Origin of the sequence: Kribbella sp. CA-247076 (genome assembly GCF_050942445.1) — a bacterium.
Taxonomy (GTDB): Bacteria; Actinomycetota; Actinomycetes; order Propionibacteriales; family Kribbellaceae; genus Kribbella.
In genome coordinates, this window is the sequence record NZ_CP192051.1 from 152502 (window position 1) to 174957 (window position 22456).

Sequence of the window (22456 nt, forward strand, 5' to 3'; positions counted from 1 at the left end):
GGGAGCCGGTCCACCGCTGGCTATCCTGATGGTTGCGCCTTGGGTGCCAGGTCTTCGGACCGACTCGAGGAACTGCGGCCCTTGACCCTGGTGTTGCCGCACCGTGGGTCGAGGGCCGTCCTGCTTTTCTAGGTCGCTCCCGGTGGCACCGCCTGCATCCAGGAGAACTCGGTGCCGAAGTACTTGACCGGGTCCTTCAGCTGATCGGCCGGGCTGACGCCGTCCTCCAGGTAGTGCTTCCACGCCAGCCGCCAGAACGCCGAGCCGTCGAGCGTGTCGCTCCGGATCTCCTCGGCGAGTTGCCGCACGTACGCCGCCTCGGCCTTGAGCAGCGCGAGCCGGAACTCCGACTCGACCCAGAAGAGTCGCGGGAACTCGATCGAGGCCATCCGCTCGTGCGCGGCGTCGAACTGCTCGATCTCCGCCTCGACCGCTGTCGCTCGCTGCTCCAGGAGCTCGACCGCGCGGTCGGGGTCCAGACCGGGGAGGTAGGCGAGGCCGGCCTCCAACGGGTGGAACTCGCGGGTCGGCGTACCGATCAGCTCGGCCAGCCAGTCCGCGAACTCCTGCTGACCGGCATCGGTGAGCTGGTAGACCGTGCGCTCGGGCCGGTTGCCTTCGCGGATGGTCTCCCGTGCCTCGACGAACCCGTTCTTCTCCAGGGCCGCGACCACGGAGTAGAGCGAGCCGTAGTTCAGCTTGATGCTCTGGTCCTTGCCACGGGACTTGAGCATCGTCGAGATCTCGTAGGGGTGCATCGGCCGCTCGCTCAGGCTGCCGAGGACGGCGAACGCGAGCGGGTTGCCGACCTTCCGACGCGCCATGGATCCCCCTCGATCTCGATTACTCGAAATCGAGTATTAGCTCAGGGGTATCCGATGTCAAGTATTCAGCCAGGCGAGCGTCCGGAACCCGAGGCGCTTCAGCGGCCGGGCCGGCAGGGTGGACAACGCGCGGTACACCGGCTGCTCGACGTACTTCGTCAGCAGCCACGCCAGCACGGTCACCACCGTCACCGCCCCGGCGATCTGGACGACCCGGCCGGCCCCGAGGGACATCAGGTGGTACGCGATCAGGTAGCCGAGTTCCTGGTTGAGCAGGTAGATCCCGAAGGAGATCCGGGCCAGGAACCGGATCGGCCGGCCGATCGGCGCGAACACTCGCCAGTCCGGCCCGCGGGCGGCCAGTGCGACGAACACGAGCAGGACGCCGATGCCGAGTGACGACGGCAGGTCAGCCGTGTGCGCGTGCTGGGCGAACACAGTCGCAACCAGCAGCGCGCTGAGATGCAGTACGCCGATCCTGCGCTGGGAGAACAGCCAGATGGCGATGCCGATCGCGAACAACTGCAGGCGATGCAGCCCGAGACCGTTCCACGCCTGCTGGACCCAGAGCGGGCTGTGCAGGATCTGGTCGTGCCACTGCAGTACGACGGGCGCGATGGTCATGACCCACAGCAGTACGGTGATCCGCCAACCGGAGCCCAGGCCTCGCGGCCAGAGCACAGCCGCTGCCGCGAACGCCATCAGTTGCAGGGGCAGCGTCCAGTACGACCCGTCGATGAGTCGCACCGTCGGGTCGAACGCGCTGGCCAGCGTCAGGTTGCCCCACAGGTCGTGCGAGGTGGGCAGATCCCAGTTACCGGGGCCGAAGGCGACCAGAGCCGTGTAGGTGATCAACACAGCCGCCAGGTACGGCGGGAGCACCCGGCAGACCCGCTGCCACAGCCACCGCGCGGTGGACGAGCCCTTCCGGACGGTCACGCAGACGAAGTACGCGCTGATCACCAGCAGGAGGCCGGCGCCGACCTGGAACGGATGACTCCCCAGTGGTGCACCGAGCTCGGGGTGCAGCACCGGACCCTGGTACGTCGCATGGCAGAACACCACCGCGAGCACTGCGAGGAGCCGGACAACGTCCCAGCTCAGACGACGTGAGGTACCGGCCCGAAGCGGGACAGGCGTTGCCACAGTGGCTCCACATTCTCTCGGCTCGCCGATCTCTTCGGCCGTTACCCCCCTGTGACACGTCGAAGGATCCTAGGCGGACCGGCGGGGTGAATCGCAAATCCTGTGGAACACGTCACGCCGGCCACGCACCGCAGCCCGGGCGTGGCTCAGCTGGCGGTCTGGAAGGTGCGGCGGTAGTCCTGGGGAGGCACGCCGACGACCCGGCGGAAGTGGTGCCGCAGCAGCGCGGCCGTGCCGAAGCCGGACTCGGCGGCGATCTGCTCGATCCCCATCCGGGTCTGCTCGAGCAGCGTCCGCGCCCGCAGCACGCGCTGTGTGGTGACCCATTTCAGCGGTGTCGTCCCGGTCTCCGCGACGAACCGCCGTGCGAACGTCCGCTCCGACATCTGTGCCCTGCGGGCCAACGCGGGCACGGTGTGCTCGATCGTCAGATTGTCGACCATCCAGTCGAGCACCGGCTGCAGGCTCTCACCCGACGACTCCGGCACCGGGACGTCGACGTACTGCCGCTGGCCGCCGTCGCGTTGCGGCGGGACCACCATCCGGCGGGCGATCCGGGTCGCGACCGCGCTGCCGAGCTCGCGCCGGACCAGGTGCAGGCAGGCGTCGATGCCTGCCGCGGTGCCGGCGCTGGTGATGATGTTGCCGTCGTCGACGAACAGGACGTCGGCGTCCAGCCGCGCGGTCGGGAACTGCTCGTTGAACAGCTTCACGTAGCGCCAGTGCGTCGTACACGCGCGGCCGTCGAGCAGCCCGGCCTTGCCGAGCACGAACGCACCCGAGCAGACCGTCAGCAGGATCGCGCCGCGGGCCTCGGCCCGGCGCAGTGCGTCGAGGATGCGCTCGTCGTACTCGTCCCGCCAGGTGGTCGCCGGGACGCCGATCAGGTCGGCGTCCTCGAGCTCCTCCAGCCCGTACGGCGCGATCACCTCGGAGTGGCTGCTGGTCCGCAGCGGTTCACCCGGGCGGGTCGAGCACACCTTGAAGTCGAAGGCGGGCACGCCGTCGTCGGTCCGGTCGATCCCGAACACCTCGGCCAGCACCCCGAATTCGAACAGGGCGACGTCCTCCATCAGGACGACAGCGATCTTCCGGAGCATGGAAGCCAGTATGGCAGGAATTTGTTGAAGTATGTCAATCGTGCCAGTGGTGGCAGAATCTAGTAGATAGCAAAATCTATGCCATGACCGGAATCATTGTTCTCGCAGTACTCGCGCTGGCCGTGATCGCGGCTCTGGAGCTCAGCAACAGGCGTCACTCGACCGGTCTCACCGCCGGCCCGAACGGCGCCTGGGCTGCCGACGACCGCGATCTGGCCCGGACCAAGCTCGACCTGCTCGCCCTCGGTGGCGCGGCCGAGCCCTTCAACCACAAGCCCGCAGCGACCGCCGGGACCGTGCACACCATCCGCCGGGCCCGTCTTCTCACCCACGGCCGCCACGCGGCCTGATCCGCCGCGGACCGCCGGGAACTCACCCGGCGGTCTTGCGCTGCCAGGTCGGCGCGGTCGCGTTGGTGACCGCTCGCAGTACGCCTTCGACCGGCCCGTAGCCGTAGCGGCTCATCCAGAGGTGACTGAGCACGACCTGTACGGCGAAGATCGCGACCGCGAAGCCCATCGTCTCCAGTGGAGACACCTGCCCGACGAGACCGAACCCGACCCCGGTGAAGATCACCATGGTCGCGACCGACTGTCCCAGATAGTTGGACAACGCCATCTGCCCGGCCGGCGCCAGCACTCGACGTAGATCCTGGCCCTGGGTCGAGTGCATGACTCGGAGCAGCGTTGCGACGTACGCCGCGGTGAGGAACGGAGCCGTAAGCACACTGGCGAGCACAGCGCCCGTGTCGCCGTTGCCGCCGCCGGACGCGTAGATCATCCCGCCGGTGATGCCGACGACGAACCCCACCAGCTGAATCAGCCGCAGGACCGCTTCCTTGCCGGTGACGTCGGCGAGCAGCCGCCGCCGGCCGGCGACCAGACCGAGCAGGAAGGCGGCCAGGGTGGTAGGACCCTGGACGGTGAGCAGGGACAGGCCGTACGTCGGCAGCGCCTGGACGTGCTCGCCGATGACCTCACCGAACGAGCCGCCGAGATTCGCGGTCGTCTCGTGCGCCGCGACCACCGCACCGGCCGGGTCGAGGAACGACGACGTGTCCAGGAACAATGCGGTCGAGCCGAGCGAGACGAAGAGGTAGGCGTAGATCGCGCCGGCGACGATGAGCGCCGTACGGTCCCGCACCCGGCGCATCGCCAGCAGGACCAGCCCGATCAGCGCGTAGACGCTGAGGATGTCCCCGGTGATCAGGAAGATCCCGTGCAGCGCACCGATCAGGAACAGCGCACCCAGCCGCCGCAGCATCCGCGGCCTGAACGCCGCGCCCGCCCGCTGCGCCGACTCGAGCTGCAGCTGGAAGCTGTACCCGAACAGGAACGAGAACAGCAGGTAGAACTTCATGTCGACGAACGTCGCCGACACCCAGTGCACCGCCTGGTCGAGCCACGACTGGTACGCCGGATCCTCCGCCAGATGGATCGGGAACCCGGAGGCGGCGAAGGTGATGTTCACGACCACGATGCCCAGCAGGGCGAATCCACGCAGCGCATCGACGTCCTGGATGCGGGTCCGGCTCTGTACCTGGCTCATGACCTCCAGCACACCAGTGGCCCACACCGCGCACAGTCGGCCTGCCCTCCCGCTCAGGGTGGACTTTTCCCCACCCCGGCTAAACCGGGGGCGCGAACTCGTCCGGTTGTGCGAGGGTCTGGCTGTGAGCGACTACCGGGATGTGAATCGGGCCAACTGGGACGAGCGGGTGCCGGCGCACGTCGCGTCACCCGGCTACCACGTGGCGCGGTTCGAGGAGGATCCGCAGTACCTCAGCGAGGTCGTCCGGTTCGACCTGCCGCGGCTCGGCGACATCTCCGGGCTGCGCGGGGTGCACCTGCAGTGCCACATCGGCACCGACACCGTGTCGCTCGCGCGACTCGGCGCCCGGATGAGCGGCCTCGACTTCTCCGCCCCGGCGATCGAGCACGCGCGGTCCCTGGCCGACCGGCTCGGGCTGACCGCGGACTTCCACGTCGCGGACGTGTACGACGCGGTCGACGTGCTCGGCGCGTCGTCGTACGACCTGGTCTTCACCGGGATCGGCGCGATCGGGTGGCTGCCGAGCATCACCCGCTGGGCCGACACGGTCGCGGGCCTGCTCGCACCCGGCGGCCGGCTGTTCATCCGCGAGGGTCATCCGATGCTGTGGGCGCTCGACGCCGGACCCGAGGTCCCGGAGCTGAGGTTCCCGTACTTCGAGACCGCGGAGCCGACCGTGTGGGACGAGGGCGGGACGTACGTCGAGACCGAGGTGGAGTTCTCGCACAACCTCACGCACGAGTGGAACCACGGCCTGGCCGAGATCATCACCGCGGTCCAGGGTGCCGGGCTGGTGTTCGACTCGCTCGCCGAGCACGACAGCGCGCCGTGGAACGCCCTGCCCGGTCTGATGACCGAGGACGAGTCCGGCGAGTGGCGCTTGACGACGAATCCGAACCGTCTGCCCGCGACCTACACCCTGCAGGCCCACAAACCGGCCTGAACCACCCAGACGGCGTACTTCAAGCCCGGCTGCGCAGGTCCAGCCGGGCCGAAGTCCAGGTCGTGCCTAGTGGGCGCCGCCGCGGCGCTGCTGCACCTTCTGGAACGCTTCCTTGAGCTTGCGCTGGTTCTCAGGCTTGCTGAGCTCGCGCTGCGCGACCTGCGCCAACTTGGCGACGACCGCACCCTTGACCAACGTCTTCACAAACCCCATCAGGGCCTCCCTACTCTCTTGCCCTAGAACGCTACCGTCCCGAGCCAACAAACACCTGCGGGTTGACCCCACCAATCCCCTGTTCCCACCCTGACGCGCCGAAACGGCCCGATCGGGGCCGGGAAAGTGTCGGTGGCGTAGGGCACACTGGGACGGTGCCTGAGTTGCCGGAGGTCGAGTCGCTGGCGGTGTTCCTGCGGGAGCGTGCCGTCGGGCGGGCGTTCGTGCGTGCCGACATCACCGCCATCAGCGCCCTGAAGACGTACGATCCGCCGATCTCGTCGCTGGTCGGGCTGCTGATCGACGACGTCACGCGGCACGGGAAGTTCCTCGACATCGAGGCCCAGGGCGTGCACCTGGTCATCCACCTGGCCCGCGCGGGCTGGCTGCGGTGGAAGGAGGAGCAGTCGACTGCACTGGTGCGGCCGGGCAAGGGCCCGATCGCGGTGCGCACGGTGCTGGACGACGGCTCCGGTTTCGACCTCACCGAGGCCGGCACGCAGAAGAAGCTCGCGGTGTACGTCGTCCGCGACCCGGCCGAGGTGCCGGGCATCTCCCGCCTCGGTCCGGACCCGTTCACGCTGTCGCTGGAGGACTTCGGCGGCATCCTGAAACGCGAGGGCCGCGTGCAACTGAAGGGCGTCCTGCGGAACCAGTCGGTCATCGCCGGTATCGGCAACGCGTACTCCGACGAGATCCTGCACGTGGCGAAGATGAGCCCGTTCAAACCGGCGTCCAACCTCACCGAGGACGAGCTGAAACTGCTGTACGACGCGATGCGCGCGACCCTCCAGGACGCGGTCGACCGCTCCGCCGGTCTCGCCGTCCAGGACCTGAAGTCGGAGAAGAAGTCCGGCCTGCGCGTGCACGGCCGCAAGGGTGAGAAGTGCCCGGTGTGCGGCGACGTCGTCCGCGAGGTCAGCTTCCACGACTCCTCACTGCAGTACTGCGCGACCTGCCAGACCGGCGGCAAGCCCCTGGCCGACCGCCGGCTGTCCAAACTGCTGAAGTAGCCGTCACCCGGTCACCAGCCGTTTGACATGATCGGGGCATGTTCCAGAACCAGGAGATTCCTTCGGTCGTCGTGGCCGAGTTGGACGACGCCCTGCTCGCCGAGGCGTTCGTGTTGGATGTGCGGGAGCCGGACGAGTGGGACCGCGGCCACATCGAGGGCGCGAAGCACATCCCGCTCGGTGAGCTGCAGGAGCGGGTCGGCGAGGTGCCGGTCGACCAGAAGGTGCTGTGCGTCTGCGCCGTCGGCGGGCGGTCCGGGATGGCGACCCAGTTCCTGAACCAGCTGGGCCGCGAGGCGGTCAACCTCGACGGTGGCATGCACGCATGGCAGATCTCCGGCCGTCCGGTCAGCACGGTCTGAGTTTCGATAGGGGAGAAAACCTTCCGGTCAGCCGCTGGAGACGTTACTTTGTCACCGGTCGGTTGACCGGCGTACACCTGTGCCTCATGTGGCGGTAGAGCGCACGGCGTCGGATGGCCGCGTCCGTCCACGTTGGGGAGGCTCTCGTGTCGCTCGTTCGTCCCGTCACCACAGCGATCGGCGTGGGCGGCCTGCTCGCCGGTGCCGTCGTCGGCCCGGCCCTGGCCCAGCGCCCGAGCCAGACCACCGGTCACACCCAGGCCCAAGCTCAGGGTGCGCCGATCCCGGACGCCGCGATCGCCGGCGACGGCGTACTCACCACCCGCGACGACAGCCCGGTCGCGCCCGGCGTGAACTACACGTCCTTCGAGCGTCTCGACCCCAAGGGCTGGCTCCGCGGCGACATCTTGGCCGCCGACCTGGACAAGCGCGGCGTGACCGTCGACTACGTGAACACCGGCAAGGTCTCCGGCGGTACGCCGCTCAGCCAGCAGCTGGCCCGGAAGGGCGCGATCGCGGGCGTCAACGGCGACTTCTTCGACATCAACGACACCACCGCACCGCTGGGCGTCGGCATCGAGCGGAACGGCCGGCTGATCAACGCTCCGGCTGCCGGCCACAACGACACCGCGGTGATCGGCACGAACGGCCTCGGCCGGATCGCCGAGCTGTTCCTTCAGGGCAGCGCGACCGACGACGACGCCACCAAGCTGGAGCTGACCAACCTGAACTCGCCGGCGGTCAACGCCGGCGGGATCGGCCTCTACACGCCGGAGTGGGGCGACGCGGCCCGCACCAGGACCGTCGACGGCCTGCCGACCGTCCGCGAAGTGATCCTTCGCGACGGCGTGGTCGTCTCCTCGGCCGCCACTCCGGGCACCACTCCGCTCGCCGCGAACGAGCAGGCGCTGATCGGCCGGGAGGCCGGCGCGACCGCGCTCGCCGCCTTCGAGGTCGGCGAGAAGGTCGACGTCCAGTACGGCGTACGCCCGGACGCGGCCGAGGTCGCGGTCGGGATCAGCGGCAACCACCAGCTCGCGAAGGACGGTCAGGTCCCGGCCGACGTCCCGGACGCCGACCTGGCGCCGCGGACCGCGATCGGTTTCGACGCCGACGGCAGCCGGATGCTGCTGCTCACCGTCGACGGTCGGGCGACCGGGTCCCGCGGCCTGTCGCTCAAGGAGATGGGCCAGTTGATGATCGGCCTCGGTGCCGACGACGCGCTCAACCTGGACGGCGGCGGCTCGTCCACGATGCTCGCCCGCGAGCCCGGCACGGCGGCGCCGCAGGTGGTCAACGACCCGTCCGACGGCGGCGAGCGGGTGATCCCGAACGGGCTCGGCCTGCTGCCGGTCAAGGGTTCGGGCAAGCTCACCGGCTTCCAGGTCGAGGCCGCGGGCACCGCCGCCGTGGACCCGGACACCGACGTCTCCCGCAGCGCCCGCGTGCTCACCGGCCTCAGTCGCGTCCTGACCGCGGCCGGCCACGACGAGACCTACGCGCCGGCGACGGGTACGCCGTTCTGGTTCGGCGGCAGCAACGTCCGCGTCGACCAGAAGGGCGTGGTCACCGGACGGAAGGCCGGCGACGCCGTCGTCACCGCGCTCCGCGGCCGGGCGAACGGGAGGTTCCCGATGACCGTCCTCGGCGCACCGACCCGGCTCGCCCCGTCGACCCGGCAGGTGTCGTTGTCCGACGCCACGGCCAAGGGCTTCTTCGAGATCCTCGGGTACGACGCCGACGGCTTCTCCACCTGGATCGAGCCGCGCGACGTCAAGCTCACGTACGACGCCGCCCTCGTCAAGGTGGTTGCGCGCGGCAACGGGTTCGACGTGAACGCGCTCACCGACGAGGCGGTGTCGACGGTGATCACCGCGAAGGTCGGCACGCTGACCACCCAGCTGAGCGTCACCTCCGGCCTGAGCAGCACGATCGTCGACGAGGTCGACGACCTGACCCGCTGGCAGGCGAACGCCGTACCGGCCGGCGCGGCGACGGCGTCGCGGTCCGCCGCCGAGGGGCATGACGGCGGGCAGGCGATCGCGCTCGACTACTCGCTGACCGGGTCGACGGCGACGCGGGCGGCGTACCTCTCGGTGACGCCGCAGCTGGAGCTGCCGGGCCAGCCGCAGAAGCTGGGTGCCTGGGTGTACGGCGACGGCAAGGGCGCGTGGTTGCGGGCGAACGCCTACACGTCGGCCGGCGGGTCGCCGCAGACGCTGAACATCGCGGCGTCGGTGGACTGGACCGGATGGAAGTACGTCGAGGCCGACATCCCGCCGGGGTTGGCGATGCCGCTTCGGTTCTGGCGGATCTACGTGGTCGAGACCGTACCGACCCGGCAGTACTCGGGCCGGATCATCGTCGACGACCTGACCCTGCGCGGGGCGCCGCCGGTCGACATCACGCCGCCGGCGAAGGTGGCCGACCCGATGGTGGTGACCGACGGGACGGTGACGACGGACGGCCGGTGGCGGTTCGCGGTGCTGTCGGACGCGCAGTTCACCGCGGACGACCCGGACTCGGACTTCGTCAAGCAGGCCCGGCGGACGATCCGGGAGGCGCTCGCGCAGCACCCGGACTTCCTGGTGATCAACGGCGACTTCGTCGATCGCGGGTTCGCCGACGACATCGCGCTCGCGAAGCGGATCATCGACGAGGAGGTGGCCGGCAAGGTGCCGGTGCACTACGTGCCGGGCAACCACGAGAGCTACGGTCCGGGCGACCTGTCGGAGTGGACCAAGGTGTTCGGGCCGCCGTCCAGCACGTTCGACCACAAGGGCACGCGGTTCGTGCTGCGGGACTCGTCACTGGGGTCGCTGCGGGCCGGCGGGTTCGCGCAGATCCTCGACCTGCGGGCCCAGCTCGACGACGCCGCGACCGACCGGTCGATCCGCAACGTCGTGGTGATGGCCCACCACCCGATCGACGACCCGTCGCCGACGGCGAACTCGCAGCTCGGTGACCGCAAGGAGGCCCGGATGATTGTCGACTGGCTGGCCGGCTTCCGGGCGTCGACCGGCAAGGGTGCGGCGTACATGGCGGCCCACGCCGGCACGTTCGCGGCCTCGCGGACCGACGGCGTTCTGCTGCCGCTGACCGGCAACTCCGGCAAGGGCCCGTCGTCCGCGCCGGACGACGGCGGCTTCACCGGCTGGGCGCTGGTCGGCGTCGACCCGCACGCCCGGACGGCGGCGGCCGGCGAGCGGCACTGGTCGTCGCCCGAGCGGTCCTGGCTCAAGCTGGAGTTCCGGGCGCACGTGGACTCGCTCGAGCTCACGGCTCCGGCCTCGCTGCGCCGCGGTCAGACCGGTCCGGCCGCCGCGACCCTCGTCCAGGAGAGCCGGCGCGTGCCGGTCGCCTTCCCGGTGTCGGCCGACTGGTGGGGTTCGCGACAGCTGCACATCGGTCCGGCGCGGACGGCTCCGTTCTGGGCGGTGGCGTCGTACGACCCGGCGACCGGTCAGGTCACCGGGCTCCGGCCAGGCACGGCCCAGCTCGGCGTCACCGTCAACGGCGTCTCCAAGAGCAGCACGATCACGGTCGGTTGGTAGGTTCTCGGGCGTGACAGACGTGAGAGTGCCGGGACGGTTGGCGCGTGGGGACCGGGTGGCGGTGGTGGCGCCGTCCGGTCCGGTGCGGCCGGAGCGGCTCGAGATCGGGACGACGTACCTGGAGCAGTGGGGGCTCGAGGTCGAGGTGATGCCGTCGGTGCTCGCCGGGCACGACCGGTTGAGCTTCCTGGCCGCGGACGACAAAACCCGCGCGGAGGACCTGCGGACCGCGTGGCTGGACCCGCGGTTCGCGGCGGTCTTCTGCGCGCGCGGCGGGTACGGCGTGCAGCGGATGCTCGAGTACGTCGACCTCGACGAGCTGGCCGCGGTGACGAAGTGGTTCCTCGGATTCAGTGACATCACCGCACTGCACGAGCCGCTGAACGCGCGCGGGCTGGTGACGATCCACGGCCCGATGGCCGCCGCGGTCGAGCAGCTGCAGGTCGAGACGGGCCGGGAGCGGCTGCACGAGCTGTTGTTCGAGCCGGAGAAGATCACCGACCTGCTGGCACCAGTGGGTGCGCGCACGCTGGTCGGGGGCGTCGCCGAAGGACCGCTCCGCGGTGGCAACCTGGCGTTGCTGGCGGCAAGCGTCGGTACGCCGACCTACGCACCGCCGACCGGGATCGTGGTGATGGAGGACGTCAGCGAGGACGCGTACCGGGTGGACCGGCTGCTGACCCAGCTCCTGCGGGCCGGGTGGTTCGCCGGCGTCACCGGTCTGGTGATCGGCGACTTCAGCGGTGCGGACGACTCCGGCCTGGTGACAGCGGTCGTGCACGACCGGCTCGGTCCGCTCGGTCTGCCGATGGTGGAGGGCGCCGCGATCGGACACGAGAACCTCAACCTCGCCGTACCGCTCGGCCTGCCGGTCCGCCTGGACGCGACCGCGGGGACGCTCACGCCGCTCTTCAGCTGAGGTGCTCCTCGAGGAACGTCAGGGCCTGTGGGTACGCGTCCAGCTTGTTCGGCAACTTGGCGAGCCCGTGGCCCTCGTCTCCGTAGACCAGCAGCCTGCACGGTACGCCGCGCTGCGTGAGCGCGGCCGTGATCTGTTCGGCCTCGGACAGCGGTACCCGCGGATCGTTGGCGCCGTGGATCACCAGGAGCGGTGCCCGTAGGTCGTCGACGCGGCTGAGCGGGCTCGCCGACTCCAGGAACTCCCGGTCGGTCGCGAGGTAGCCGTACTCCCGCTCGCGTGTCGCCCGCCGGTAGTCCGAGGTGTTCTCCAGGAACGTCACCAGCGACGCGATCCCGACGATGTCGACCCCGGCCGCCCACAGCTCGGGCTGGAACGCCAACCCGGCCAGCACCATGTAACCGCCGTACGAGCCACCCCACAACGCCGCCCGCGACGGGTCGCACCCGATCGACGGCAGCCAAGCATGGATCGCGGCCAGGTCCTTCACCGAGTCCAGCCGCCGCTCCCGGTCGTCCAATGAGTACCAGCGCTTCCCGTACGCCGCCGACCCCCGGACGTTCGGTACGACGACCGTGTGGCCGGCCGCGGCCAGTCCGGAGATCACCGGCGACCAGGTGCGCATGGCCGCACCCTCCGGACCACCGTGGATGTGGATGACGGTCGACCCCAGGTCCGGTCCGGTCGGCCGGAAGACGAACACCGGCACCTGCTCACCGTCGAACGACGGCACGCGATGGCTATCCGGGTGCTCAAGCTCGGCCGGCACCTCCGGCGAGCCTGGCGGGCGCATCGCGACGACCTCTCCGGTCGCCAGGGTGTAGCGGTAGACAGTCGGCGGCTCGATCGGCGAGTGATACGTGATGAGGGCGAACGCGCCGTCGGGTGACCAGATCGGATCCGGCATCATCACCGACCGGGCGGCACAACCGAGCGGCGGCAGGTCGATCGGGGCGACCAGGGAGCCGTCCGCCAGCTTGTGCAACGCCAGCGGCACCAGACCGTCGTCGACCGTCGCGAACAGCAGATGCTCACCGTCCGGGCAGACCCAGCCGGCCACGTCGTGCTCGTCGTCCACCATCAGGTCCGACCACGTCCCGTCGGACACGTCGTACTGCCGCAGTGCCATCCGGTCCCGGTCTGCGTCACTCGACACGACGAATCCGGACGACCCCGGCAGCCAGGACACCGCCTTCAGGTCGTTCTGCGCGTCGTACGGCGTGAGCTCGGTGACGGCCCGCGTGGTCGTGTCCACGAGGAGCAGCTGGGTCGCGTTCGCCTGGGCGCTGGCGAGTGAGAGGACGGCCCACTTGCCGTCCGGGGACGGGTCGACCGCCATCGGCCAGCCGCCGCCGTCGTACAGGACGGACTGTTCGCCGGTGGAGAGGTCGTGGGCGATCAGGTCGAAGTCGGTGCCGTTGCGGCGGTTGGTGGTGAACAGCACCCGGTCGGCCTTGACGTCGACCAGGTTGTGCTTGGACGCGGGGTCGCGCACGAGTGGTGTCAGTGTGAGCGGTTCGTCCAGGTCGAGGAGAGACAGCTGGCCGCGTTCGTTGCCACCGCTGTCGTGTTCGACGGCCACCTTCCGGCTACCCGGGACGAAGCGCGCGGTGCGACATCCCTCATCCAGGTCGGTGAGTGCTCGCCAGGTGCCGTCAGGTGCCACCTCGTTCACCTGACGGGTGCCGGTCCCGTCGTACAGGACGAGCAGGCGGCCCTCGTCGTTCACGTCGAGGGCGAGGGTCGTGGGCAGCGAGAGCAAGGTCGTCAGCAGCACCCTTGCATCCTGACACGACCGGGCGGGGCGGACCGCTCGGTCCGCCCCGCCCGGTCACACCACTGTCACACTCGCCGTCCCGCCGTTGTCAGCGGTCGCCGTGCCAGGAGTGCCAGAGCGCCGCGTACGCGCCCTCGGCGTCGACGAGCTCGTCGTGTGCGCCGAGCTCGACGATCTTGCCGTCCTCCACCACCGCGATCACATCCGCGTCGTGCGCGGTGTGCAGGCGGTGGGCGATCGCCACCACGGTCCTGCCTTCGAGTACGCCGGCCAGCGACCTCTCCAGGTGCCGCGCGGCCCGCGGGTCCATCAGCGAGGTCGCCTCGTCCAGGACCAGCGTGTGCGGGTCGGCCAGCACCAGCCGGGCCAGCGCGACCTGCTGCGCCTGGGCGGGGGTCAGTGTCGTCCCGCCCGAGCCCACCTCGGTGTCCAGCCCGTTGTCGAAGCCGGCCACCCAGCCGTCGGCGTCGACCGAACGCAGCGCGGCCCACAGGTCCGCGTCCGAGGCGTCCGGCCGGGCCAGCCGCAGGTTGTCCCGCACGCTGCCGACGAACACGTGGTGCTCCTGGTTGACCAGGGCAACGTGACTGCGGACCTGCTCGGCCGACATCTTGTCGAGGGCCGCACCACCCAAGGTGATGTCACCGACCCGCGGCGAGTAGATGCCGGCCAGCAGCCGGCCGAGCGTCGATTTCCCTGCACCGGAAGGGCCGACGAGCGCCACGCGGGCGCCCGGCTGCACGGTGAGCGTGACGCCGTGCAGCACGTCCCGGCCCTCCAGATAGCCGAACCGTACGTCGTCGGCGAGCACCGTCCGACCGTCCGGCTCGTCCTGCTCGGCCGCCGCGGCCGTCTCGACCTCACGGACCCCGACCAGCCGGGCCAGGGACACCTGCGCCACCTGGAGCTCGTCGTACCAGCGGATCATCATGTTGACCGGCTCGACCAGCATCTGGATGTACAGCGCACCCGTGGTGAGTGCACCGACGGTGAGCCAGCCCTGGATGGCGAAGCCGCCACCGATCACCAGCACCGCCGCCAGCGCGACCGTGTGGGTCATGTTGATCACCGGGAACAGGATCATCCGCAGGAACAGCGTGTACCGCTCCCAGGCGACCCACTGGCCGATCCGGGTGTCGCCCAGCTTGATCCGGCGACCGCCGAGTCGGTGCGACTCCACGGTCCGGCCGGCGTCGACGGTCTCGGCCAGCGCCGAGGCGACCGCGGCGTACCCCGCGGCCTCGGACCGGTAGGCGGCCGGCGCCCGGCGGAAGTACCACCGGCCGCCGATGATCAGGACCGGCGCGGCGATCACCACGGCCACCGCGAGCTCGGGCGCGGTCACGATCAGCGCGCCGATCAGCAGCGACGCCCAGATGACCGCGATCGTCAGCTGCGGCACGGCGTCCCGCATGGCGTGCGAGAGCCGGTCGATGTCGGTGGTGATCCGGGACAGCAGGTCACCCGTGCCGGCCCGCTCCAGGACGCCCGGCGGCAGCCCGACCGCGCGGATCAGGAAGTCCTCCCGCAGGTCGGCCAGCATCTCCTCGCCGAGCACCGCGCCGCGCAGGCGGGTGAGCCGGACGAACACGGTCTGGACGAGCAGCGCGATGACGAAGCCGAGGACGACGTACGGCAGGTCGACGTCGTGGTCGCCCTTGGAGAGCTGCTCGACCACGTTGCCGAGCAGCCAGGGGCCGACCATGCCGCTCAGCGCCGCCACCGCGTTCACCAGGGTCAGCCAGGCGAACGCGCGGCGGTGCCGGCGGAACAGTGTCTTCAGGTAGGCGCGCACGGTCGCACTACCCGCTACCGGCAGCCGCTCGACTTCCTGCGGGGCTGCCGGGTCGTACTCAGGGCGCTTCACGCCGTCTCCTCGAGAGTTGGCTCTTCTTCACGGGTGACCACCGCGCGGTACCGCGCGTTGGTGTGCACCAGCTCGTGATGGGTGCCGACGGCATCGACACGGCCGTCCGGCACGAACACCACCCGCTCCGCCCGGTCCAGCATCAGCGGGCTGGAGGTGAACACCACAGTGGTCCGGCCGGACCGCAGCAGCTGCAGACCGTCGGCGATCCGCGCCTCGGTGTGCGCGTCGACCGCACTCGTCGGCTCGTCCAGCACCAGCACCGACGGGTCGACGTACAGCGAACGGGCCAGCGCAACCCGCTGCCGCTGCCCACCGGACAGGGACCGCCCGCGCTCGGTCAGCATGGCCCGCATCGGATCCGACTCGCCGGCCGGCAGCGTCTGCCGCAGTACGTCGAGGATGTCCGCGCACTGCGCCGCGTCCAGCGCGACCTCCGGAGAGACCGCACCACTCGCGGGCACGTCGAACAGCTCACGCACCGTCCCGGACAGCAGCACCGGGTCCTTGTCCTGCACGAGCACGACGGCCCGCGCGGACTCCAGCGGAAGGTCGTCCAGCGGTACGCCGTCCAGCAGCACCGAGGCCTGGTCGTCCTCGGCTGCCGGGCTGTGACCGCCCAACCGGTCGGCCAGCAGACCGCCCGCGTCCGGGTCACCGCAGACGACCGCGGTGAAGCTCCCGGCCGGCACGTGCAGACCGGACACCGGGTCGAGCAGGTCACCGTCGGGCAGGTGTGCGTCGGCCGTCCCCTTGGCGTCGTCGGTCCGCTTGAGCGACAGCACCCGGGCGGCCCGGCGCGCCGACACCTTCGAGAAGATGAACGCGCTCGCCGTCTCCTCGAACGTGTGCAGCGGCACGACCATGAACGTGATCAGCCCGTACGTCGTGACCAGCTCGCCGACCGAGATCCGGCCGGACGTCACCAGCTGCACACCGAGCCAGACGACGACCACCAGGAACAGCCCGAACAACAACACCTGGAGGGCCGCGATCAGCGACCACATCCGGGCACTGCGGACCGCGCTCGCCCGGTACTCCTGCGAGGCCGAGCGGTAGCGGTCCAGGAACAGCTGCTCACCGCCGATGCCGCGGAGCACCCGCAGCCCGGCGACGGTGTCGGCGGCCAGCTCGGTGGCCCGGCCGCCCTTGGCCCGCTGCGCGTCCGCGCGGCGCTCCGCGGGACCCATCAGCGGCACGATCGAGAACGCCAGCACCGGGACGGCGACGGCGACCACGAGACCGAGCTGCGGCTCGTAGATCAGCAGCCCGACGACCACGGCGAGGCAGGTCAGCAGCGCGGCCACGAACCGGCCGAGCACCTCGACGAACCAGCCGATCTTCTCCACGTCGCCGCTGCTCACGGCGACCACCTCGCCGGCCGCGATCCGCCGGGTCAGCAGCGATCCCAGCTCCGCGGCCTTACGCATCAGCAGCTGCTGCAGGCGGGCCGCCGTACCGATCCAGTTGGTCACCACGGCCTTGTGGAAGTACGAGTCGGCGCCGGCCTTGGCCGCGCCGAAGGCGAGCAGCAGGCCGCCCGCCAGGAAGAGCTTGGGCCAGGACAGGTCGATCACGGCCTGGACAGCCAGACCGACGGCGACGGGAGCGGCAGCGATCCCGCCGAAGTAGAGCAGACCCCAGAACAGCGCGGCGGCCTGCCCGCGCAGCTGCTGGTGCTCCAGCCAGAGAATGAGTCGGAGGCCGGACCGGGTGTCCGGCACACCCGGGTCGGCGAACGGAATGAGGCGCAGCGACATGACGTCTCACAAGAGGGCATAGAAGGATTGAGAAGGCACCTGACCAGGCGAATGGATCCAGCCTAGGCGGGCCCGCCGACAGTCCGTCAAAGGGTTTTAGGGCTAAGACGGACCGCGGTGGAAACGTTGCCCGACGACAGTAGTACAGTCTTCAAGTACGACGTTCGAGAGGAGCCGGGTGGCCGAACCGACCCGCGGGAGACGGCTGCTGATCCTCGGCATCTGCTGCTTCAGTCTGTTCATCGTCGGGCTCGACTCCACCATCGTGAACCTCGCCCTGCCCGCCATCCGCGCCGATCTGGACGCGGACATCTCCCGGCTGCAGTGGACGATCGACGCCTACACGCTGGTGCTGGCCGGCCTGCTGATGGTGTCCGGCTCGACCGCGGACCGGGTCGGCCGGCGGCGGACGTTCCAGGCCGGGCTGGTGATCTTCGGGCTCGGGTCGCTGCTGTGCGGGTTCGCGCCGACGGTCGAGTGGCTGATCGCGTTCCGGGTGCTGCAGGCGGTCGGCGGGTCGATGCTGAACCCGGTCGCGATGTCGATCATCACCAACACGTTCACCGATCCGCGCGAGCGCGCCCAGGCGATCGGCGTCTGGGGCGGCGTGGTCGGGCTCAGCATGGCGGTCGGGCCGGTGGTCGGCGGTGCCCTGGTCGACGCGGCGGGCTGGCAGTTCATCTTCTGGATCAACGTGCCGGTCGCGCTGGCCGCCGTACTGCTGACCGTGTTCTTCGTGCCGGAGTCGCGGGCCGCGGTGCCGCGGCGGATCGACCCGGTCGGTCAGGTGCTGGTCGTGCTGCTGCTCGGCGGCGTGACGTATGGGATCATCGAGGGTCAGCGGCTCGGCTGGACGTCGCCGCTGATCATCGGGTGTTTCGTGCTGGGCGTGGTCTCACTGGCCGGGCTGGTGGCGTACGAGCGCCGCCGGGACGAGCCGTTGCTGGACCCGCGGTTCTTCCGGAGCGCGCCGTTCTCGGGGGCGACCTTGATCGCGATCGCGGGGTTCTCGGCGCTGTCGGGCTTCCTGTTCCTGAACTCTCTGTACCTGCAGTCGGTGCGCGGGTTCTCCGCGTTGCACGCCGGGTTGCTGACGCTGCCGATGGCCGCGATGACGGTCGTCTTCGCGCCGCTGTCCGGGTGGCTGGTCGGGCACCGCGGTCCGCGCCTGCCGCTGGTGGTCGCGGGGAGCATGCTCACGGTCTCGGGGCTGATGTTGTCCCGGATCGCGCTGGACACACCGACGGTGCTGCTGATGGCCGGCTACCTCGTCTTCGGACTCGGCTTCGGCATGCTGAACGCGCCGATCACGAACGCCGCGGTGTCCGGGATGCCGCGGTCCCAGGCCGGCGTCGCGGCCGCGATCGCCTCGACGAGCCGTCAGGTCGGCGTCTCGCTCGGGGTCGCCATCGCCGGGACCGTGCTGACCGCTCGCCTGGCCGGGTCGCTGGAGAGCGGGTTCGTGGACGCCGCCCAGCTGTGCTGGTACATCATCGCCGGCTGCGGGCTGCTCGTGCTCGTCCTCGGTCTGATCACCACCGGCCCTTGGGCCCGCCGTACCGCGGCTGCCGTCGCCGAGGACTTCGTCAAGGCTCGATGATCCCGGCCCGCACGAGGGCCTTGAGCCGGCCACGGAGGATCTTCTGGCGGCGGTCCTCGTCGGGGAACAGGTCGACGTACGCCGTACCTTTCGCGGCCAGGAGGTCGTCGTCGAGGCGGCGTACGGTCCCGGCCGGGAAGCGGTGGGTCATCGCGGCCTGGACGGCGGCGCTGTCGATGCCGGCGAGCAACTCCGTCAGCTGCTCCTCGGTGGTCACGCCGAGCCGCGCGAGTACGCCGAGGATCCAGGCGTAGTGGTTGGTCTTGGCGTGCGGCGCGTCTGGGTAGCGCCGGGTCAGGTACGTCGTCAGCGTCGCGGTCGTCAGGTCCCGGGGAGTCTTGTCCGGCTGGGTCGCGGCGAGCTCGCGGTACAGCCGGTCGATCTCGGTGAACTCGTTGTCCGCCAGCTCCATCAGCGCGGCCGCGAGCAGGAACCGGCGGTCGAACTCGGGTTTGCGGTCCGGCGGGATGTCCAGCTTGTACCGGATGTCGTGCTCGAACTCGGCCCACGCGTGCTGGACCGCCGTCCGGACCTGGATCTCCATCGTGAGGTTCTTCAGGACGGCGTACTCCGGGAGCTCGCGGCGGTGCGCGTTCAGCCGGACCAGGTAGTGCTTGCTCGCGTACCCGAACACGCCCTGCGCCCGGGTGTGCGCGCCCATGTCGGTGTGCTCGACGATCTCGAACTCGGCCTCGATCACCTCGCACACCCGGTCCACCGCCTCCACCAGGAAGGTGATCACCCGGGCCGCGACCAGGTCGGTGATCTGGTTCAGCGGGTCGTCGTACTTCGGCCGGCCGGGATCGTCGGGATGCGGCTTCGAGGCCTTGGAAAGGAACGACTCCGGGTCCTTCGCGCGTGCTGTCGCGCTCAGGTAGTTGATGCCCTCCTCCTCGCCGATCAGCTCGTTGATCAGCGCCTCGAGCTTGCGGGCGCCCCCGACGTACTGCTGATGCACGCGCTCGTACAGGCCCGCCGCCTGCCCCGCCCACTCCATGGGCGCACGATAGTGGTCCGAGCGGGGCTAGGCGCGTCTAGCGAAATCTAGCGTTCTTGCTAGAAAGCTGTAGAGATGGGTCGCGACACGTTCTCCGTGTCGCTACGTCAATCTAAGGAAAACGCTAGACGCGGTCATACAGTGAAATGCATGGATCCGATCCGGAATCCCTATGCGCCCGGCGCCGGTCAGCGGCCGCCTGAGCTGGCCGGACGCGACACCGAGGTGCGGCAGTTCGAGGTGGTCCTCGAACGGGTCGCGGCAGGCAGACCGGAACGGAGCCTGGTGCTGAGCGGGCTCCGCGGGGTGGGCAAGACGGTGCTGCTGAACACCCTGCGCAGCCAGGCGATCAAACGCGCCTGGGGCACCGGGAAGATCGAGGCCCGGCCGGACCAGAGCATCCGGTTGCCGATCGCGCAGGCTCTGCACACCGCGATGCGCGAGCTGGGACACCGGCACCGCGACGACGAGAAGGTCGACGGCTTCAGCGCCGTACTGAAGGCATTCGCTTTGCGGACGGCGGCGAACGATCGCAAGGGCATCCGCTGGCATCCGCCGGTCGACGTGGCCGCTGCGAAGGGCCGGGCCGACTCGGGCGACCTCGAGATGGACCTGATCGAGCTCTTCACCGACGCGGCCGACCTGGCCGGCGACCTGTCCGTCGGCGTCGGGCTGTTCATCGACGAGATGCAGGACATCTCCGCCGACGACCTGTCCGCGCTGTGCGCCGCGTGTCATGAGATCTCGCAGCAGAGCGCGCCGCTGGTCGTCGTCGGCGCCGGGCTGCCGCATCTGCCCGCCGTACTCTCCGCCAGCAAGTCCTACTCCGAGCGGCTCTTCCGCTACGTCCGCGTCGACCGCCTCGCCCGGGACGCCTGCGACCGCGCGCTGATGATCCCGGCGGAGAGCGAAGGGGTGTCGTACGACGAGGAGGCGCTGGACGAGCTGTACGCCCAGACCGACGGCTACCCGTACTTCGTCCAGGCCTTCGCCCACTCCACCTGGGACCACGCCCCGACCTCCCCGATCACCATCAAGGACGTCGCCGTCGCGGCCCCGGAGGCATCCGCCGAGCTGACGGTCGGCTTCTTCGGCTCGCGGTACGAACGTGCCACGCCGGCCGAACGCGAGTACATGCGGGCGATGGCCGAGCTCGGCATCGGCGTCGACGACGGTTCCGTCCCCACCGCCGAGGTCGCCAGCACCCTCAACCGCAAACCCCAGTCCCTCTCCCCCGCCCGCGACGGCCTCATCAAGAAAGGCCTCGTCTTCTCCGCCGAACGCGGCACCGTAGCCTTCACCGTCCCGCACTTCGGCAAATTCCTCCGAACCCGCACAGCCTGACCAGTTGCGGACTGGCCTGGTGACGACTGTGGATGGCGAGGGACTGGATCAGAGGGAGAGCGCTCGGCTGTACGTGTACCAGACTGAGTACGTCGACGGGACGTAGACGCGGTAGCTCCGGGCGCGGTTCGTGGTGAGGGTGTAGGCCGCCGCTCCGGTCGCGGTCGGCGTGACGTACGCCAGGCTTCTCCACGTCGTCGTACCGGGGTCCTTGTACTGCACCAGCATCCGCGCGTGCGACCGGACGTAGACCCTCTTGGCAGGACTGAAGTATGTCGCCGCCGCGGTCAAAGTGACCTTGCTGCCACGTCGTACACCGGAGAGCGTGGCGATCGAGGCGGCCTTGGTGACCGAGGTCGCGGGCAGGAGGTCGGCGACCTTCCGGCCGTTCTTGTCTATCGCCACGCTTCGCGGAGTCCAGTGCGTGGTCCCACCGACGTGGGTGTACTGGACATACACACCACACGACTCCCACCCGCAGCCGATCCCCATGTGCGTACGGCCGTCGTCGCTGACCGGGAACCAGCTGGCGTTGTGCACAGTCTTGGGGCAGTCCGCGCCCAGCGGAAAGCTGACGTAGACGTTCCGCGAGCTGAGCACGAGCTTGGCCGGCACCGGGAACGAGCAGGTAGCCGTGGCCTGCACCGGCGCCGCCTGCGCGGTCGGCTGGAACAGCAGTCCCGACGCGATGAGGCCGGCGGCAGCGAGCAGTGATCTGTAACGCATGGTGTCCCCTCGAGAAGCGACCGTCACCCTCGGTCGAGCACGCGAAGACTACCGGCCACCTCACGTCGGTCGGCAAGGCGCTCAGAAAAATGCGTGAGGAGGATGTCGAGGGTTGGTGGTTGGGTTCGTCCTTGGGGTGGATGCGGTCGGTGGGGCCGCACGGACGGAAGGGCGAATCATGCGGAAGTTGATCGTGCAGCAGTGGGCGACCGTCGACAACGTGGTGGCTGAGGAGGACGGGGGGCTCAGTTTCGTGTCGGGGGAGCCGTTCGACGACGCGGTGACCGACAACCCGTTCCAGAACAGTGTGATGAGGTTCATCGACTCGGTCGACACGATGATCATCGGGGCGAACACGTACAACCAGTCCAAGGACTACTGGCCGTACGCGGACGAGCAGGGTGAGTACGGGCGCAAGTTCAACAGCCTCACCAAGTTCGTCGCCTCGTCGACGCTGGCCGAGGCGCCGTGGGGCGACTACCCGGCCGCGACCGTGACGCGCGACCCGGTCGCCACCGTCCGCGAGCTCAAGGAGCAGGACGGCAAGGACATCTTCCTCTGGGGCAGCCTCCAGCTCATGCGTTCCCTGTTCGACGCCGGCCTCGTCGACGAGGTGCAGTTGCGGGTCTGCCCGGCGGCCCGCGGCAAGGGAACGCGCGTCTTCGAGGACCGCCAGAACCTGTCCCTGGCCGAAGCCACCCCGTTCCCGAACGGCGTCGTACTCCTCCGCTACAACCTCGAGAAGTAGGCCGCCTTCGGT

At 69.8% G+C, this 22456-nt stretch carries 19 protein-coding genes; 9 read left to right on the top strand and 10 right to left on the bottom strand.

What is annotated here, in order from left to right:
- Window positions 1–128: 128 nt before the first annotated feature.
- From ACQPYZ_RS00735 to ACQPYZ_RS00745, 3 genes are all read right to left on the bottom strand, one after another.
- Window positions 129–824, bottom strand: coding sequence for a helix-turn-helix transcriptional regulator (locus ACQPYZ_RS00735; protein ID WP_433164183.1), 696 nt, complete (start codon window positions 822–824; stop codon window positions 129–131).
- Window positions 825–881: 57 nt separating this feature from the next.
- Window positions 882–1970: an acyltransferase family protein gene (locus tag ACQPYZ_RS00740; RefSeq protein ID WP_433164184.1), complete on the bottom strand. Its 1089-nt coding sequence runs from the start codon at window positions 1968–1970 to the stop codon at window positions 882–884.
- 146 nt (window positions 1971–2116) lie between these two features.
- Complete coding sequence (locus ACQPYZ_RS00745; RefSeq protein ID WP_433164185.1) at window positions 2117–3070, bottom strand: GlxA family transcriptional regulator; 954 nt, start codon at window positions 3068–3070, stop codon at window positions 2117–2119.
- 83 nt (window positions 3071–3153) lie between these two features.
- On the opposite strand from ACQPYZ_RS00745, the gene ACQPYZ_RS00750 reads away from it, so the two are divergent.
- Window positions 3154–3420, top strand: coding sequence for a hypothetical protein (locus ACQPYZ_RS00750; RefSeq protein WP_433164187.1), 267 nt, complete (start codon window positions 3154–3156; stop codon window positions 3418–3420).
- A gap of 22 nt (window positions 3421–3442) precedes the next feature.
- On the opposite strand, the gene ACQPYZ_RS00755 is transcribed toward ACQPYZ_RS00750, so the two are convergent.
- Window positions 3443–4618, bottom strand: a complete 1176-nt coding sequence (locus ACQPYZ_RS00755) for a DUF418 domain-containing protein (protein ID WP_433164189.1) — start codon at window positions 4616–4618, stop codon at window positions 3443–3445.
- 124 nt (window positions 4619–4742) lie between these two features.
- On the opposite strand from ACQPYZ_RS00755, the gene ACQPYZ_RS00760 reads away from it, so the two are divergent.
- Window positions 4743–5564, top strand: a complete 822-nt coding sequence (locus ACQPYZ_RS00760; protein ID WP_433164190.1) for a class I SAM-dependent methyltransferase — start codon at window positions 4743–4745, stop codon at window positions 5562–5564.
- 66 nt (window positions 5565–5630) lie between these two features.
- Here the strand turns inward: ACQPYZ_RS00760 and ACQPYZ_RS00765 are convergent, their stop codons facing one another.
- Window positions 5631–5777 (bottom strand): hypothetical protein, encoded by a 147-nt coding sequence (locus ACQPYZ_RS00765; protein ID WP_337010944.1) that lies wholly within the window; start codon window positions 5775–5777, stop codon window positions 5631–5633.
- 155 nt (window positions 5778–5932) lie between these two features.
- Between ACQPYZ_RS00765 and ACQPYZ_RS00770 the strand changes: the two genes are divergently transcribed.
- The 4 genes from ACQPYZ_RS00770 to ACQPYZ_RS00785 all read left to right on the top strand — a co-directional run bounded on the left by ACQPYZ_RS00770 (window position 5933) and on the right by ACQPYZ_RS00785 (window position 11625).
- On the top strand, window positions 5933–6790 hold the full coding sequence (locus ACQPYZ_RS00770; RefSeq protein WP_433164192.1) for a DNA-formamidopyrimidine glycosylase family protein: 858 nt from the start codon (window positions 5933–5935) through the stop codon (window positions 6788–6790).
- 38 nt (window positions 6791–6828) lie between these two features.
- A complete protein-coding gene (locus ACQPYZ_RS00775; protein ID WP_433164193.1) occupies window positions 6829–7152 on the top strand; it encodes a rhodanese-like domain-containing protein in 324 nt (107 codons plus the stop codon).
- Between the two features lie 146 nt (window positions 7153–7298).
- On the top strand, window positions 7299–10706 hold the full coding sequence (locus ACQPYZ_RS00780) for a phosphodiester glycosidase family protein (protein ID WP_433164195.1): 3408 nt from the start codon (window positions 7299–7301) through the stop codon (window positions 10704–10706).
- Between the two features lie 10 nt (window positions 10707–10716).
- Window positions 10717–11625 carry a S66 peptidase family protein gene (locus ACQPYZ_RS00785; protein WP_433164196.1) on the top strand — a complete coding sequence of 303 codons (909 nt, stop codon included), beginning with the start codon at window positions 10717–10719 and terminating at the stop codon, window positions 11623–11625.
- On the opposite strand, the gene ACQPYZ_RS00790 is transcribed toward ACQPYZ_RS00785, so the two are convergent.
- From ACQPYZ_RS00790 to ACQPYZ_RS00800, 3 genes are all read right to left on the bottom strand, one after another.
- Window positions 11618–13402 (bottom strand): alpha/beta fold hydrolase, encoded by a 1785-nt coding sequence (locus ACQPYZ_RS00790; protein WP_433164198.1) that lies wholly within the window; start codon window positions 13400–13402, stop codon window positions 11618–11620. The genes ACQPYZ_RS00785 and ACQPYZ_RS00790 overlap by 8 nt on opposite strands.
- 88 nt (window positions 13403–13490) lie before the next feature.
- Window positions 13491–15269, bottom strand: a complete 1779-nt coding sequence (locus tag ACQPYZ_RS00795) for an ABC transporter ATP-binding protein (RefSeq protein WP_433164199.1) — start codon at window positions 15267–15269, stop codon at window positions 13491–13493.
- Window positions 15266–17029 carry an ABC transporter transmembrane domain-containing protein gene (locus ACQPYZ_RS00800; RefSeq protein WP_433164200.1) on the bottom strand — a complete coding sequence of 588 codons (1764 nt, stop codon included), beginning with the start codon at window positions 17027–17029 and terminating at the stop codon, window positions 15266–15268. Before ACQPYZ_RS00800 ends, ACQPYZ_RS00795 begins: the two co-directional genes overlap by 4 nt.
- Window positions 17030–17207: 178 nt before the next feature.
- Between ACQPYZ_RS00800 and ACQPYZ_RS00805 the strand changes: the two genes are divergently transcribed.
- On the top strand, window positions 17208–18629 hold the full coding sequence (locus ACQPYZ_RS00805; RefSeq protein WP_433164202.1) for an MFS transporter: 1422 nt from the start codon (window positions 17208–17210) through the stop codon (window positions 18627–18629).
- On the opposite strand, the gene ACQPYZ_RS00810 is transcribed toward ACQPYZ_RS00805, so the two are convergent.
- Window positions 18616–19626, bottom strand: coding sequence for a GTP pyrophosphokinase (locus ACQPYZ_RS00810; protein WP_433164204.1), 1011 nt, complete (start codon window positions 19624–19626; stop codon window positions 18616–18618). The genes ACQPYZ_RS00805 and ACQPYZ_RS00810 overlap by 14 nt on opposite strands.
- 150 nt (window positions 19627–19776) lie before the next feature.
- On the opposite strand from ACQPYZ_RS00810, the gene ACQPYZ_RS00815 reads away from it, so the two are divergent.
- Entirely contained in the window at window positions 19777–20970 is a 1194-nt protein-coding gene (locus tag ACQPYZ_RS00815) for an ATP-binding protein (protein ID WP_433164206.1), read from the top strand.
- A 48-nt stretch (window positions 20971–21018) separates the two neighbouring features.
- Here ACQPYZ_RS00815 and ACQPYZ_RS00820 read toward each other — a convergent pair whose 3' ends face one another.
- Window positions 21019–21696: a hypothetical protein gene (locus tag ACQPYZ_RS00820; RefSeq protein WP_433164207.1), complete on the bottom strand. Its 678-nt coding sequence runs from the start codon at window positions 21694–21696 to the stop codon at window positions 21019–21021.
- Between the two features lie 178 nt (window positions 21697–21874).
- On the opposite strand from ACQPYZ_RS00820, the gene ACQPYZ_RS00825 reads away from it, so the two are divergent.
- The gene (locus ACQPYZ_RS00825; protein WP_433164209.1) at window positions 21875–22444 is read left to right on the top strand and encodes a dihydrofolate reductase family protein; all 570 of its coding nucleotides are present in this window, start codon (window positions 21875–21877) and stop codon (window positions 22442–22444) included.
- Window positions 22445–22456 lie beyond the last annotated feature (12 nt).

What these genes read in the sequence shown, in the direction of transcription:
- ACQPYZ_RS00735 (WP_433164183.1), bottom strand. Translation starts at nt 824, where the DNA reads ATGGCGCGTCGGAAGGTCGGCAACCCGCTCGCGTTCGCCGTCCTCGGC.
- ACQPYZ_RS00745 (WP_433164185.1), bottom strand. Translation starts at nt 3,070, where the DNA reads ATGCTCCGGAAGATCGCTGTCGTCCTGATGGAGGACGTCGCCCTGTTC.
- ACQPYZ_RS00750 (WP_433164187.1), top strand. Translation starts at nt 3,154, where the DNA reads ATGACCGGAATCATTGTTCTCGCAGTACTCGCGCTGGCCGTGATCGCG.
- ACQPYZ_RS00755 (WP_433164189.1), bottom strand. Translation starts at nt 4,618, where the DNA reads ATGAGCCAGGTACAGAGCCGGACCCGCATCCAGGACGTCGATGCGCTG.
- ACQPYZ_RS00765 (WP_337010944.1), bottom strand. Translation starts at nt 5,777, where the DNA reads ATGGGGTTTGTGAAGACGTTGGTCAAGGGTGCGGTCGTCGCCAAGTTG.
- ACQPYZ_RS00775 (WP_433164193.1), top strand. Translation starts at nt 6,829, where the DNA reads ATGTTCCAGAACCAGGAGATTCCTTCGGTCGTCGTGGCCGAGTTGGAC.
- ACQPYZ_RS00800 (WP_433164200.1), bottom strand. Translation starts at nt 17,029, where the DNA reads ATGTCGCTGCGCCTCATTCCGTTCGCCGACCCGGGTGTGCCGGACACC.
- ACQPYZ_RS00810 (WP_433164204.1), bottom strand. Translation starts at nt 19,626, where the DNA reads ATGGAGTGGGCGGGGCAGGCGGCGGGCCTGTACGAGCGCGTGCATCAG.
- ACQPYZ_RS00815 (WP_433164206.1), top strand. Translation starts at nt 19,777, where the DNA reads ATGGATCCGATCCGGAATCCCTATGCGCCCGGCGCCGGTCAGCGGCCG.
- ACQPYZ_RS00820 (WP_433164207.1), bottom strand. Translation starts at nt 21,696, where the DNA reads ATGCGTTACAGATCACTGCTCGCTGCCGCCGGCCTCATCGCGTCGGGA.
- ACQPYZ_RS00825 (WP_433164209.1), top strand. Translation starts at nt 21,875, where the DNA reads ATGCGGAAGTTGATCGTGCAGCAGTGGGCGACCGTCGACAACGTGGTG.